Origin of the sequence: Bradyrhizobium sp. F1.4.3, assembly GCF_040548375.1 — a bacterium.
Lineage (GTDB): Bacteria > Pseudomonadota > Alphaproteobacteria > Rhizobiales > Xanthobacteraceae > Bradyrhizobium.
The window spans coordinates 351860-366501 of sequence record NZ_JBEPRN010000002.1; the positions used below are offsets into that span (position 1 = coordinate 351860).

The window sequence follows — 14642 nt, forward strand, 5'->3', positions numbered from 1 at the left end:
TGAGGATGTTTCGGCTGAATGGTTTGAGGGGCGTCACGCTGGCGCTCTCGACGATGATTGCCGCGCTGCATGTGCCCACCGGCGCAGCGCGCGCGGCGGATCCGATCAAGATCGGATTCGGCATGCAATTGACGGGGCCGCTCGCCGGCAACGGCAAGGCGGCGCTGCTCGGCGCGCAGATCTGGGCCGACGAGGTCAACAAGGCCGGTGGCCTGCTCGGCCGTCAGGTCGAGCTCGTGGCCTACGACGACCAGAGCAATCCCGGTCTCGTGCCCGGCATTTATTCGAAGCTGCTGGATGTCGACAAGGTCGATCTCCTGCTGTCGAACAATACCAACCAGACCGCGCCGGCAATGCCGACGATCATCCAGCACAAGCGGCTGATCATGGGAATGTTCGCGCTCGCGATCAACGAGCAGTTCAAATATCCCGGCTACTTCCAGATCCAGCCCTATGGCCCGAACGGCAAGGACTCGCTGACCCGCGGCTTCTTCGAGAACGCGATGGCGATGAACCCGAAGCCAACCACGGTGGCGCTGGTCGGGGCGGACGCGGAATTCTCCAAGAACGCGCTTGAAGGCGCCCGCATGCATGCCAAGCGGCTCGGCCTCACCGTCGTCTATGACAAGGTCTATCCGCCGACGACGGTGAACTTCACGCCGGTGCTGAAGGCCTTGCAGGCCACGTCGCCGGACCTGGTGTTCGTCGCATCCTATCCGTCCGATACGGTCGGCATCATCCGGACCGCGCACGAGATCAATCTCGAGCCAAAGGTGTTTGGCGGCGCCATGGTCGGCACCCAATATGCCGCGATCAAGCAGCAGCTTGGCGAGGCTCTCAACGGCGTCGTCAGCTTCGAGCAATATATCCCGGAGCCGACCGTCAAGTTCCCCGGCATCGAGGACATGCTGAAGAAGTACCAGGCCAAGGCGGCGGAGGTTGGCGTCGACGCGCTGGGGTACTACGTGCCGGCGTTCGTCTACTCGGCGCTTCAGATCCTCGGCGAAGCCGTGACCAAGACCGGCAGCGTCGATCAGCAGAAGCTGATCAGCTACATCCACGGCAACACGTTCCAGACCGTGGTCGGCGATATCACCTTCGGTCCCGACGGCGAATGGGTCGAGCCTCGCATGTTCGCGGTCCAGTTCCGCAACATCAAGGGCAATGACATCCAGCAATTCACCCAACCCGGCAAAGAGGTGATCATCTTCCCGCCGAAGTACAAGTCCGGTGACCTGGTCTATCCCTTCCTGAATGCGCAGAAGAACGCGCAGAACTGACGCGTCACCGGAATGGCGCGGGCATGCGCTATTCCGGGCACCGTTCAGAAGAAGAAACGAGACGTCATGACTGAAACGATCGGCATGCTGGGTATCGGGATCATGGGATCCGCCATGGCGCGGAACCTGATCAAGGCAGGCTTTGCCGTGGTCGGTTACGATCCCGTGCCGCTGGCACGGGATCGTCTTGTCGATATCGGCGGCAAAGCACTGTCGTCGCCGAAAGATGTCGTGGAAGCTGCCGCGATCAGTTTTGCGTCGCTGCCAAGCGCCTCCGCTCTCGCCGAGGTCGTCGAGGGGGCCGCGGGTGTTATTCGCGCAGGCGGCTCCGGGCAGATTCTGATCGAGTGTTCGACGCTGCCTCTCTCCGCAAAGCGCGCGGCACTGGACGCGATGGAGGGCGCGGGAAAGGTCCTGCTGGATTGCCCGGTGAGCGGCACCGGGGCGCAGGCGGCAACCGGCGATCTGGTGATCCTCGGAAGCGGCGACGAGCAGGCGTTCACGCGTTGCGGGCCAGCGTTCGCCGGGATGTCGCGGCGACAGGTCTATCTCGGCCGGTTCGGCACCGGCAGCATCATGAAATACATCGCCAATCACCTCGTGACGATTCACAACGCGGCCGCGGCCGAAGCGATGCTGCTTGGCATGAAGGCGGGGATCGATCCGGGCCTGGTCTACGACACACTCACGGATAGCGCGGCAACGTCGCGCATGTTCCAGATGCGCGGGCCGCTGATGCGGGACGACAGCTACGACACCCCGACCGCGACCATTCGAACCCATCTCAAGGATCTCTCCATCATTTCGAGCTTCGCTGCCGAACTCGGATGCGCGTTGCCGGTGTACGCGGCCGCGGAACAGCTCTATCGCGCGGGCGACGGGCTGGGCTTTGCGGCGCGCGATACGGCTTCGATCTGCGCCGTGCTGGAGCGCCTGAACGGCTTCGAGCGTCACCGTGGCGCTGGTGCGCCCACAGCTTCGTCCTCCCAATCGTAAAGGAAGAGCCATGCCGGCCTATTGGTGCGCACGCGTTCACGTGACCGACGCCGAGACTTACGCGAAGTACGCCGCTCTCGCGGGACCTGCGATCGAGAGACATGGCGGCGTGTTTCTCGCGCGCGGTGGAAAGCAGGTGATCCTCGAGGGAGGCAATTACGAGCGCAGCATCGTCGCGCGCTTCCCGAGCCTCGACGCCGCGGTGAAATGCTACAACTCGCCAGAATATAGCGAGGCGCTCAAATACACGATCGGGACCTCGGAGCGCCACATGGTGGCTGTCGAGGGAATTGAATAGCTCGGCGAAGAAAATTGTTTCGGGTCGTTTCCCATCCTACGGTGGGAAACGTCGCGTTGCGAAAGCGAGCGACCAATCAGCCGATCGGCCGGTTCTAGACCTGGCAGTCGCTGCTTCAGAGGAATCCATTGAATGCGCCGACGGAGGATTCGAGCTACACCTATACCAAGGCGATCATCCTGCTGTCGGACGGCTTGAACACCAAGGACCGCTGGTATGGCGACGGCAGCACTCATTCGACCCAGGTCGATGCCCGCCAGGCGTTGCTGTGCAACAACATCAAGGGCGCCGGCATCATCGTCTACACCATCCAGGTCAACACCGACAATGAGGCGACGTCCTCGATCCTGAAGAGCTGCGCCAGCTCGACATCGCAGTTCTTTCTCCTGACGTCCGCCAGCGAGGTCATCTCGACCTTCAGCTCGATCGGGACGGCCCTTTCCAAGTTGAGGGTATCGAAATGACGGAAATTACGCAGCGTTCAAGGGCCGTCCAGAGGCGAGCGAAACGCGCCGCGAGAAGGCGAAGCTGCCTGACCTGAGGAAGATGTAACTGGACCGCCGCCTGACAGCAGGTTCAGGCGACGATCCAGTGCGAGCTAGACGAACTTGGGGAAGTTCAAGGTCGCGCGCAACGCTAACCCGGTCGATGCAAACACATCAAGTTTCGCTGTGTTGCTCCGCCAAGAGATTCATTGCCGTTGCCGCGAAGCGTTCACGAAAAGATGCCTAAGATGCAAGTGCTTCCACGCGCTGCTGCGAACGATGAGGTCAACAAAACCTGACAAATTGTTACCTTGCTGGAATGCCGCATTGGCCTGCGATGCGGCAGACGTGGATACGCGATACCCCACGTTCGTGCCTGTTCCCGAAAAAGTGAACTAGCTCCTTCTGCATGGTCCGCGCTCGCGCGCACCCCCACGGACTATTGCGTCCCCGCCGAGGGTTTGCGACCATGTGTCCCGGTTCGGACCCGCGCAGGGGCCGGCGTCACTTGCAAGACGGTGGGCTCGAGGAAGTGAGCGTGCTGAAGATGACGATCAACTGGACTGCCGGTGCCATCGTGGTTGGAATGGTTTCGCTCGGTGCGTTCAGCCCGGCGAAGGCGCAGACGGGTCAGGCCGGACCGCCGGCGGTCGGCGTGATGGAGACGGTCAAGCGGCCCATTACCGAGTCGAACGAGTTTTTGGGACGCATCGAATCTCCCAATCGCGTCAGCGTGGTCGCTCGCGTGACAGCTTTCCTGGAAAAGCGCAATTTCGTCGAAGGCGCCGAGGTGAAGACCGGCGATTTGCTCTATGAGCTCGAGCGCGGCCCCTTCGAAGCCGACCTTGCGGCAAAGAAGGCCCAGGTCGCCCAGTTGCAGGCGACGCTCGTCAACGCCAAGCTGACGACCGACCGCGCAAGGACGTTGTTGAGCGGCCCGGCCGGCCAGCAGTCGACCTACGATGCGGCCGTCGCCAATCAGCAAAGCCTCGAAGCCCAGGTGCAGGGCGCGCAGGCGCAGGTCGACCAGTCGCAAATCAACCTCGACTACACCCAGATCCGTTCGCCGGTCGACGGCATGATCGGCCGCACGGCGGTGACGCAGGGCAACGTCGTTTCGCCGAGTTCCGGCGTCCTGACCACAATCGTCAGCCAGGACCCGATGTACGTCGTCTTCCCCGTGTCCGTGCGCGAGGCCCTGATCCTGCGCGAGCGCTATGTCACGCGCGGCGGCTTCAAAGCGGTCGTGATCCGGATCCGACTGTCGGACGGCCGGCTTTACGGGCAGACCGGTCAGCTCAACTTCGTCAACAACACCATCGCCCAGAATACCGACACAATCACGCTGCGCGGCACGATCCCGAATCCGCCGCTCTATGAGCGGTCTGCGACCCAGGGCGAGGTACGCGAGCTGACTGACAGCGAGTTTGTCACAGTGCTTCTGGAGGGCGTCGAGCCGGTCGAGGTTTTGGCGATCCCCCGCGCGGCGGTGCTGTCGGACCAACAGGGTGAATACGTCTATGTGGTCGGTGACGACAACAAGGCCGAGCAGCGGCGCATCCAGCTCGGGCAGTCCACATCGACCATCGCCTCGATTACGAGTGGTCTCAAGCTTGGCGAAAAGGTCGTCGTCGAAGGTCTCCAGCGGGTGCGGCCGGGGCAGCCCGTATCGCCTGGCCCGGCGAGCGCATTGTTGCAATCCAGCATGAAGACGACGGCGGACGATAGCGGCGCCCAAAAGGGCCGCGACGGCATCGGACCGAAGCCGGCGGGTGCGTCTCCATGATCTCGTCCGTCTTCGTCGACCGCCCGCGGCTCGCGATCGTCATCGCGTTCGTCATCACGATCGCGGGTGCGCTTGCGCTGTTGCAGATTCCGGTGGCGCAGTTCCCCGATATCGTGCCGCCGCAGGTGACGGTTAGCGCCAATTTCCCCGGAGCGTCGGCCGAGGTCGTGGAGTCCAGCGTCGCGCAGCCGCTGGAGGCGCAGGTCGTCGGCGTCGACAAGATGCTCTATATGAAGTCGACCAGCGGCAACGACGGCAGCTATACCCTGACCGTGTCGTTTGCGCTCGGCAGCGATCCCGACATCAATACGGTCAACGTCAACAACCGCGTGCAGAGCGCGCTCGCGCAGCTCCCGACGGAGGTGCAGGCCCAGGGCCTGACCGTGCAGAAGAAATCTTCCGCGGTGCTGCAGTTCATCGTGCTCTACAGCAAGAGCGGCGCGCAGGATCCGCTGTTCATCACCAACTATGCCATTATCAACGTGCTGGACGCGATTTCCCGCACACCGGGCGTCGGCCAGGCGACGCTGTTCGCCAAGCTGAATTATTCGATGCGGATCTGGTTCGACACCCAGCGGCTGACCAGCCTCAATCTGGCACCGTCGGACGTGATCGCGGCGATCCGCGCGCAGAGTGTTCAGGCTCCGGTCGGCCGCATCGGCGCGCGCCCGATCAGTGATGAGCAGCAGTTCCAGTTCAACGTGCAGACGCAGGGGCGCCTGACGACCTCCACCCAGTTCGGCAACATCGTGTTGCGCGCCAATACGGACGGATCGGTCCTGCGCATCAAGGACGTCGCCCGCGTCGAAATCGGTGCCCAGAACATGGACAGCGAGTCGCGCATCGACGGCAATCCCGGTGTGCCGATCGGCATTTATCTGGCGCCAGGAGCCAATGCGGTCACGACTGCGAAGGCGGTGCAGGATACACTGACCAAGGCGTCGGCGCGCTTTCCGCCGGGCCTTAGCTATCTCGTCCAGTATGATTCCACGACCTTCGTGTCCGACACGATCAAGGAAGTGCTGAAGACGCTCGGCGAAGCCTTCATTCTCGTCGTGATCGTCGTATTCCTGTTTCTCGGCAATCTGCGCGCCACGATCATTCCGGCGGTCGCGGTGCCGGTCAGCCTGATCGGCGCCTTCGCCGTGCTTCTTGCGCTCGGCTACTCCGCCAATACCGTGTCGCTGCTCGCCATGGTGCTCGCGATCGGCATCGTGGTGGACGACGCCATCGTCGTGGTCGAGAACGTCGAACGGGTAATGGAGGAAGAGCCCGATCTCTCGCCCGCGGATGCAACCAAGAAGGCGATGACCCAGATCACGGCGCCGATCATCGCGATCTCGCTGGTGCTGCTGTCGGTGTTCGTCCCGATCGCCTTCATCCCGGGCATTTCTGGAACGCTGTTCCGGCAGTTTGCCGTGACGATCAGCGCGGCGATGGTGATTTCCGCCCTGAACGCATTGACCTTGTCCCCGGCACTTTGTGCGGTGTTCCTGCGGCATACCGGCCCGCGGCGCGGCATCATGGGGCGCGTGCTGGGCGGCATCGACTGGATTCGCGACCGCTATGCCGGTGGTGTGCGTCGGCTGTTGCGGATGGCTGTGCTGTCGCTCGTTGCGGTGCTGGTGTTCGCCGGCGGCATCTTCGGCGTATCGAAGATCACGCCGACGGGATTCCTGCCCGAGGAGGATCAGGGCGCATTCTTCATCGCCGTGCAATTGCCAGACGGCGCCTCGGTGGCACGCACCAGCCAGGTCACCAAGCAGGTCGAGGCTATCCTGAAGAAGATGCCCCAAATTGACCACGTGCTTGCGATCATCGGTTTTTCACTGCTCGACGGTGGAAACGAGCCGAATGCCGCCTTTATCGTCGCACGTATGAAGCCGTTTGGGGATCGTCAGGCGGCAGCAGAGTCGGTGCAGGCGACGATCCGGCGGACGTTCGGCGAGGGCGCGCAGATTCGCCAGGCCAACGTCCTGCCATTCAACCTGCCTCCGATCATCGGCCTGTCGACGTCGGGCGGATTTGAGTATCAGCTCGATGCGTTGGAAGGTCAGGATCCGGCCGCGCTTGGCAGCGTGATGGGCGGGCTGATCGGCGCGGCCAACCGCGATCCCCGGCTGGCCCGTGTGTTCTCGACCTTCACCGCGACCAATCCGTCGATCTATCTCGACATCGATCGGGCAAAGGCCCAGGCGCTCGGCCTCAACATGAGCGATGTCTTCACGGCGCTTCAGGCGACGCTCGGTGGCATCTACGTCAACAACTTCAATTTGTTCGGCCGGACCTGGCAGGTCAATGTGCAGGGCGAGGCCGCCAATCGTGGCGACATCCCCGACATCTGGCAGATCTATGTGCGCAACGCGACCGGAGACATGGTGCCGATCCGCTCGATCGCGAGCCTGCGGATCGTGACCGGACCGCAAGTCATCACCCGCTACAACAACTTCCGCTCGGTGACGATCAACGGCGGACCCGCGCCCGGCGTGTCGTCGGGAACGGCCATTGCGGCCATGGAGGAGTTGTCGAAGTCGACACTCCCGGCCGGCTACTCCTTTGAATGGACCGGGACGGCTTACCAGGAGCAGGCGGCCTCCGGGCAGACCGGAATCATCCTCGGCCTCGCGGTGCTGTTTGCCTATCTCTTCCTGGTGGCGCTCTACGAGAGCTGGACCATTCCGGTGCCGGTGCTGCTGGCGGTCACGGTCGGTGTGCTCGGCTCCTATCTCGCCATCAAGATTGCCGGCCTCAATCTCGACCTCTATGGCCAGATCGGCCTCGTGGTGCTGATTGCACTGGCGGCCAAGAACGGCATCCTGATCGTCGAATTCGCCAAGGAGCAGCGCGAAGCCGGCCGTTCGGTGGTGGACGCGGCGGTCTTGGGATCGCAGATGCGTTTTCGTGCCGTGATGATGACCTCCATTGCCTTCATCCTCGGTCTGGTGCCGCTGGTGGTTGCCACTGGCGCAGCCGAGATCAGCCGCAGGGCCGTCGGCACGGCGGTGTTCGGAGGTATGCTCGCGGCGAGCTCGATCGGTATTTTCCTGGTGCCGATGCTCTACGTGACGTTCCAGAACTGGCGCGAAGCGGCAAAACGGCTATCGCGTAAGAAGCAGAGGCCAGAACAAGCTTAGCAATCTGCTCTGCGTCTGAAGCGGTCACCCGTTGGCGAGGGCGACGGCCGCCTCCACCGCATTCTCCAATATCTCCTCGGACAATTGCCTGTCGTTGACCGCGCGCGACAATTGCAACGCGCCGACCATGGTCGCGTAGATCGTGATCGACTTGCGCCGCCGTTCCTCCGCGGAGCCCTGCCGAATCTGCTTCGCCATCAGCGCAACGATGTCAGAGACCTTGCCGGTGAAGGCGTCGCGCGTCGCCTTCGGGTGCCGCGCGATCTCGGCGACGAGCGCGGCGGTTGGGCAGCCCGTGCCCGCGCGGTCGCGGTGGCGCGTCGAGAGGTAATCACGGATCGTGGTCTCAAGAGCGACGCCGGTCTCGAGATTAGCCTTGTGCCGCTCTTCGCGCCGGGTGAGCGCATCCATGAGCACCTCCCGCACCAGTTCCTCCTTCGAGGCGAAGTGCGTGTAGAAGGCGCCGTTGGTTAGGCCGGCCTCCGACATGATGCCGGCGAGGCCGACCGCGGCGATGCCGCTCTCGCGGAACTGTGCCGAGGCGACATCGAGAATGTGCCGGCGCGTCTCGTCCTTGTGTCCTTTTTCGTAGCGCATGGTCCTGGACTCCTTCCCGCCGCCTAGCCTGAGGGCCTGGCACAGAATCGCAAGCAATTTGTCTATTGCATTACGATCATAATAATGGATTATAAGCGTAATGCAACGGCCGCCTGATGGGCGCCGGCCTCCAGGGAACAGCAGGACCAGAACGAATGTCAGTCGAGGAAGTCGCCGCATCGCCCATGTCCGCCCCGCAAGCGCCGATGCGTACCGCGGCCCCGCTTCATCCCGCGACGATGGTCGCCCAGGGCGCAAGCGAGCAGCGCCGCGCCGCGCTGCTGACGGCGCCGATCCTGCCGACCCTGCTCAAGCTCGCGGCCCCGACAGTGACCGTCCTGGTGGCGCAGACTGCGGTCAACATCGCGGAAGCCTATTATGTCGGCTATCTCGGCACGGATGCGCTGGCCGGCGCCGCGCTGGTGTTCCCGATCTTCATGCTGATGACCATGATGTCGAATGGCGGGTTCGGCAGCGGCGTCGCCTCGTCAGTTGCGCGTGCGGTCGGCGCCGGCCGTCGCGACGATGCCGATGCGGCATTGTTCCATGCCATCATCCTCGCGATCGTCGCGGGCGCGCTGTTCACGCTGGGTGCGGTCCTCGGCGGTCCGGCGCTGTTCCGCACGCTCGGCGGCCGCGACGGAGCGCTGACCGCCGCCATCGCCTATTCCGACAATCTCTTCGCCGGCGCGATTCCCGCCTGGATCGTGAATCTCCAGGCGGCGGCGCTGCGCGGCTCCGGCAACGTCAAGGTGCCCGCACTGGTGACGCTGATCGGCGCGATCGTGACCATCCCGGTTTCGCCGTTGCTGATCTTCGGCTTCGGGCCGGTCCCGGGGCTCGGCATCGGCGGTGCCGGCATTGCCTTCGGCCTCTATTATGGGACGGCGATGCTGTTCCTGCTGCGCTACATGTCTTCGGGCGCGGCCGGCCTGACGCTGCGCATCGTGCCGTTGCGCGCAAAGATCTTCGCCGACATGCTGAAGGTCGGCATCCCAACCGCATTCAACGCGGTGCTGACCAACCTCACCGTCATCCTCGTCACCGGCGCGGTCGGCCTGTTCGGCACCTCGGCGCTTGCCGGCTACGGCATCGCCTCGCGACTCGACTACATCATGATCCCGCTGCTGTTCGGCATCAGCACGGCGACCCTGACCATGGTCGGCGTCAATATGGGCGCAGGCCAGACCGCGCGTGCGCAAAGGATCGGCTGGATCAGCGGCGTCGCCGGCATGATCATGACGGGGACGATCGGCGCGGTGGTCGCGATCTTCCCGACCGCCTGGCTGCATCTCTTCAGCCACGACGCTGAGGTCGTGAACGAGGGCATGACTTACCTGCGCATCGTGGCGCCGGCCTATGCTGCGCTCGGTTTCGGTTTCGTCACGTCCTTCGCCGCCCAGGGCACCGGCCGTGCGATGGGACCGCTCGCCGGCTCGCTCGCGCGGATCCTGATCGCGGCCGGCGGCGGCTGGATTGCGGTCGCGAGTTTTGGCGCGGGAATGACGGGGCTCGCCACCATGGTCACGGTGTCGCTCGCTGCCTACGCCGCGATCTCCGTGCTGATCATGGTGTCGCCGTCGACCTGGCGCGCCGAGCAACGCGGGTAACGAAGCGCGCGAACCCGCGTTCGTTCCCATTTTGAAGGCGGATGGAGAAACGTTGCCCGCCAGGGCCGGCAAATTTGAATTTTCATTTCATTGATTTCGCCGGCCGGGCGGGGGAAGACGGTTCCAGTTGTTGTTGCAGCCTCCACGGAGACCAAAGATGTCGTTTCGTTCCGCCCTGATCCTCTCAATCGTGCTTGCCGCATGGTCGGCCGCAGCTCGGGCCGAGACCATCAAGATCGGCGTGACGCCGGGGCCGCATGCGCAGATCTTCGAGGCCGTGAAGCCGGTCGCCGCCAAGCAGGGCCTCGATATCCAGCTGATCGAGTTCTCCGACTATGTCGTGCCGAACGCCGCGCTCGATGCCGGCGACATCCAGGCCAATTCCTTCCAGAACCAGCCCTATCTCGACAACCAGAAGGCCGACCGCGGCTACAAGATCGAGTCCGTGGGCCTGACCGTGAACTTTCCGATCGGCGTCTATTCGAAGAAGCACAAGAGCTGGGCCGATATTCCCGACGGCGGCAAGGTCTCGATTCCCAACGATCCGACCAATGGCGGACGTGTGCTGCTGCTCCTGCGCGACAAGGGCGTGATCAAGCTGAAGGACGGCGTCGGCTTCAAGCCGACGGTGTTGGATGTCGCCGAGAATCCCAAGAAGCTGAAATTCATCGAGGTCGACGCCGCGCAGGCGCCGCGCGCGCTTGACGACGTCGACGCTGCCGCGATCAATACCAACTACGCGACGCAGGCCGGGCTCGATCCCGTCAAGGATCCGATCCTGCGCGAGGATCCGAAGGGGCCTTACGTCAACCTGATCGCGGTTCGCACTGCCGACAAGGACAAGCCCTGGGTCAAGATTTTGGTGGACAGCTATCACACGCCCGAGGTGAAGGAATTCATCCTGACCAAGTTCAAGGGCGCGGTGTTGCCGAGCTGGTAAAGTCGGAAGGCGGGCATTGTCGTAGGGCGAAGCCTATGACCGGACGCGATCCTCGCCTTGCCCAGCCGTCGTGCGGCGGCGGCCGGAACGGCCCGTGGTGCTGCGCTCGGGCGCGGCATCGGGAGCCTGCGTGCCCGGCTGGTAGCCGAGCCGGATCGACAACAGCTCGGCATGCGTCATCACCGCCCGCGCGAGCTCGGGCACCCGCTCCGTCGTGACGCGACGGCTCGGGCCGCTTGCGCTGATCGCGGCGAAGACTCTGCCGGCGCTGTTGCGGATCGGTGCGCCGACGCAGCGCAGCTCCGGCTCGTGCTCGGCATCGTCGATCGAATAGCCGCGCGCTCTGATCGCGGCGAGCTCGGCCTTGAGCCGCTTCGGCTCGACGATCGTATTCGGCGTAAAGCGTGCGAGGCCGGCGCGGATCACGCGCTCGATCACGGCCTCGCTCTGGAAGGCGAGCGCCGCCTTGCCGACGCCGGTCGAGTGGCAGGGCGAGGCCTCCATCGTGATGACGGTGTTGTGCGGCCGCGCCACCTGGTTGCGGCGGTTGACGAAGACCATCTGCGCGCCGTCGAAGATGCACAGATGCACGTCCTCGCCGCTGAGCTTGGCGAGCGTGTCGACGAAGGGCGACGCTTCCCGATAGAGCGGCAGGTTCATCAGCGCGCTGCCGCCGAGCTCGAACAGCTTGAGCCCGAGTCGATAGCGGTCGCGGCTGGCGTCCTGTTCCAGGAACCCGACGCTGCGCAGGCTGTCGACGATGCGATGGACGGTGGTGCGGGGCAGGCTGGTGCGCCGCGCGATCTCGACGACGCTCAGCTCCGGGTCGCTCGAGGAGAAGGCCTCAAGCACCTCGAGCATTTTGAAGAGCGACTTCACGCTTTGTCGACTGCCGTCGGCGCTCGTCATGTCGGGACCTTCCGGGTGACGCGGCCTTGCAAAGCGCAAGCCGCGATCCAGCCCCGGCTTAGACGGAATCGGGCGCGGCGGCAATGCGGCCGCGCCCATTGTCGAATGCTCACTCGGCCGCGGCGAGCCTCACGCCGCCTTCGATCTCCATCAGCGGCTTGAGGGCTGCTGCGATCGCCTCCTTCTGCCGGCTGGTCGGCGCCGGCATCGGCTGCCGCGGCAGGCCGCTCGGCGAACCCTGGAGGGTAAGGGCATGCTTCACGCAGGCTGGTAGGTTGTCACCGACGATCGTGTTCCAGAACCGCAGCAGGCGCTTGTGGATCTCGAGCGCAGTGGTGTGGTCGCCGCGCTGGACCGCATTCCACAGCGCAACGCAGGCGCCGGGCACTGCGGCGGGATTGGCCGCGATCGTGCCGTGCGCGCCGAGCGCGAACGACGGATAGAGCAGCGCGTCGACCGCGGTCAGCACCACCTTGCCGGCGGGCACGTCGAGCAGCAGGTCGGCCATCAGCTTAAGGTCGCCGGCGCTCTGCTTGACGCCGATCACGCCCGGCAGCTCGTTCATGATGCGCAGGAGCAGCGCGGGGCTCAGATAGTTCCAGGGCACGACGTTGTAGATGATGACCGGCTGCTTGACCGATTCCGACAACGTCTTGAAGTGGCCGACGGTCGCATCCTCGTCCGGCTTGAAGAGATAGTGCACCGGTGTGATCTGGAGCGCCGCGACGTTGACCTGCTCGATCGCGCGGGCGCGGGCGATGGCTTCGCGGGTCGAGTTGGCGATGATGCCGGCGACAAGCGGTACCTTGCCGTTCAGCTCTTCCGCGCAGGCCTCGATCAGGCGGCGGAATTCATCGGCGGTGAGCGTGTGGCCCTCACCGGTGCTGCCCCCGACGCAAACGCCATGCACGCCTTTCTCGAGCAGGAACTTCACCTGGCGGCGAAACGCCTTCTCGTCGATGTCCCCGTTCTGATCGAACGGCGTGGTGAGGGGCGGAATGATTCCGGTGATCTTTGTTGGCACGTTTTCCTCCTTTAATTGTTCGGAATGTGGACAATACCATACGACAATTGATCGCAAGACGTCAAGTATCGTCAGCTAATCAATGGATTTATGGCGAAATCGTCGAAATCGGATAGCAATTGGGCCAAAAATCCTCTTGACATGTGGGATCAGTCGCTGCTCATGTTGTCCGCAATACGGACAAAAGTCCGCGCAGGGTGTTTCCCTGCCGAAGCCGGAGGTAACGTCATGAGCGAAATGGTTGGGTCGATCGGGTCCGGCCGGGTTGCGGATCAGCAATCCTCCGCCGCGATTAAGGTGCGGGAGTCCAGCGACATCCGCAAGGTTGCGGTGGCGAGCGCCGTCGGCAACATGATCGAGTATTACGACTTCACGCTCTACGCGACCGCGACCGCGCTCGTCTTCAACAAGATCTTCTTCCCGAGCACCGATCCGCTGGTCGGCTCGCTGCTCGCTTTTGCGACCTTCTTCGTCGGCTATTGCGCGCGGCCGCTGGGCGGCGTGCTGTTCGGCCATTTCGGCGATCGCGTCGGCCGCAAGACCGCGCTGCTTCTCACCATCCTGATCATGGGGTTGGGTACGTTCCTGATCGGGTTCATGCCGACCTATGAGCAGGTCGGCGTGCTCGCGCCGATCTGCCTGATCGGACTGCGTCTGCTTCAGGGCATTGGCATCGGTGGCGAGTACGGCGGCGGCATGACCATGACGGTCGAGCATGCGCCCGCAGATCGCCGCGGCTTCTTCAGCTCGCTCGTCCATGTCGGCGTGCCCGCCGGCTTCCTGATCCCGATCGCGCTGCTCGGAATCCTGTCGACCTCGATGAGCGAGACCGACTTCCTGGCCTGGGGCTGGCGGATTCCATTCCTGTTCTCGATCGTCCTCGTCGGCATCGGCGTCTTCATCCGTTTCCGCATCTCCGAGACGCCCGCGTTCAAGCGCGTGCTGAACGAGGAGGGCGCAGCCAGCGTCCCGGTGGTCGAGGCGGTGCGCAATCATCCGGGGAACATCCTGTTCGGCATCGGGGCCAAGATCGCCGAGAGCGGGCTGTTCAACATCTACGCCGTGTTCGTGATCACCTATTGCAAGACCAAGCTCGGCCTTCCCAGCCAGACCATCCTCAACGGCGTCCTCGTCGGTTGCGCGCTGGAGTGCCTGACGCTGCCTTTCTTCGGCGCACTGTCGGACCGGATCGGGCGGCGCGCCGTCTATGTCGGCGGCATGCTGTTCCAGGTCGCGCTCGCGTTCGTGTTTTTCCAGATGCTGAACACCGGACACACCGGCATGATCTGGCTCGCGATCGCGCTCGGTCTCGCGCTCGGCCATGGCTCGGTCTATGGCGCGCAAGGCGCCTATTTCTCGGAGTTGTTCCCGGCGCGCATCCGCTACAGCGGCCTGTCGTTGGTGCAGCAGCTCGGCCCGATCCTGGGCGGCGGCCTGTCCCCGCTGATCGCGACCGCGCTGCTTGCCGCATACGGCTCGCCCTCCTGGGTTGCCGGCTACATGGCCGCGATGGCGCTGTTCTCGGCCGCCTGCACCTTCGGTCTCCGCCCGCTTCGCGCGGGCGGTTGAGCCCGCTTCCACCT

At 63.9% G+C, this 14642-nt stretch carries 12 protein-coding genes; 9 read left to right on the forward strand and 3 right to left on the reverse strand.

Translation table 11 applies throughout. The features are described from left to right. The first annotated feature begins 5 nt into the window (after positions 1-5). From ABIB73_RS09110 to ABIB73_RS09135, 6 genes are all read left to right on the forward strand, one after another. Positions 6-1280 (forward strand): amino acid ABC transporter substrate-binding protein, encoded by a 1275-nt coding sequence (locus tag ABIB73_RS09110; RefSeq protein WP_354223195.1) that lies wholly within the window; start codon positions 6-8, stop codon positions 1278-1280. Between the two features lie 66 nt (positions 1281-1346). Beyond that, positions 1347-2276 (forward strand): NAD(P)-dependent oxidoreductase, encoded by a 930-nt coding sequence (locus ABIB73_RS09115; protein ID WP_354223197.1) that lies wholly within the window; start codon positions 1347-1349, stop codon positions 2274-2276. A 10-nt stretch (positions 2277-2286) separates the two neighbouring features. Then, on the forward strand, positions 2287-2574 hold the full coding sequence (locus tag ABIB73_RS09120; RefSeq protein ID WP_354223199.1) for a DUF1330 domain-containing protein: 288 nt from the start codon (positions 2287-2289) through the stop codon (positions 2572-2574). A gap of 128 nt (positions 2575-2702) precedes the next feature. Beyond that, on the forward strand, positions 2703-3038 hold the full coding sequence (locus tag ABIB73_RS09125) for a vWA domain-containing protein (protein ID WP_354223201.1): 336 nt from the start codon (positions 2703-2705) through the stop codon (positions 3036-3038). 568 nt (positions 3039-3606) lie between these two features. Further along, positions 3607-4845, forward strand: coding sequence for an efflux RND transporter periplasmic adaptor subunit (locus tag ABIB73_RS09130; protein WP_502918418.1), 1239 nt, complete (start codon positions 3607-3609; stop codon positions 4843-4845). Further along, complete coding sequence (locus ABIB73_RS09135; RefSeq protein WP_354223203.1) at positions 4842-7979, forward strand: efflux RND transporter permease subunit; 3138 nt, start codon at positions 4842-4844, stop codon at positions 7977-7979. Before ABIB73_RS09130 ends, ABIB73_RS09135 begins: the two co-directional genes overlap by 4 nt. Before the next feature lie 24 nt (positions 7980-8003). Here the strand turns inward: ABIB73_RS09135 and ABIB73_RS09140 are convergent, their stop codons facing one another. Beyond that, positions 8004-8576, reverse strand: coding sequence for a TetR family transcriptional regulator (locus ABIB73_RS09140; protein ID WP_354223205.1), 573 nt, complete (start codon positions 8574-8576; stop codon positions 8004-8006). Positions 8577-8731: 155 nt separating this feature from the next. Here ABIB73_RS09140 and ABIB73_RS09145 point away from each other — a divergent pair, with 155 nt between their 5' ends. Then, entirely contained in the window at positions 8732-10186 is a 1455-nt protein-coding gene (locus tag ABIB73_RS09145) for an MATE family efflux transporter (protein WP_354223207.1), read from the forward strand. A 157-nt stretch (positions 10187-10343) separates the two neighbouring features. Further along, positions 10344-11126: a MetQ/NlpA family ABC transporter substrate-binding protein gene (locus ABIB73_RS09150; protein ID WP_354223209.1), complete on the forward strand. Its 783-nt coding sequence runs from the start codon at positions 10344-10346 to the stop codon at positions 11124-11126. 33 nt (positions 11127-11159) lie between these two features. Here the strand turns inward: ABIB73_RS09150 and ABIB73_RS09155 are convergent, their stop codons facing one another. Both ABIB73_RS09155 and ABIB73_RS09160 read right to left on the reverse strand, forming a co-directional pair. Further along, positions 11160-12035, reverse strand: coding sequence for an IclR family transcriptional regulator (locus ABIB73_RS09155; protein ID WP_354223211.1), 876 nt, complete (start codon positions 12033-12035; stop codon positions 11160-11162). 109 nt (positions 12036-12144) lie between these two features. Then, positions 12145-13059: a dihydrodipicolinate synthase family protein gene (locus ABIB73_RS09160; protein ID WP_354223213.1), complete on the reverse strand. Its 915-nt coding sequence runs from the start codon at positions 13057-13059 to the stop codon at positions 12145-12147. Between the two features lie 228 nt (positions 13060-13287). On the opposite strand from ABIB73_RS09160, the gene ABIB73_RS09165 reads away from it, so the two are divergent. Further along, positions 13288-14628, forward strand: coding sequence for an MFS transporter (locus ABIB73_RS09165; RefSeq protein ID WP_354223215.1), 1341 nt, complete (start codon positions 13288-13290; stop codon positions 14626-14628). Positions 14629-14642 lie beyond the last annotated feature (14 nt).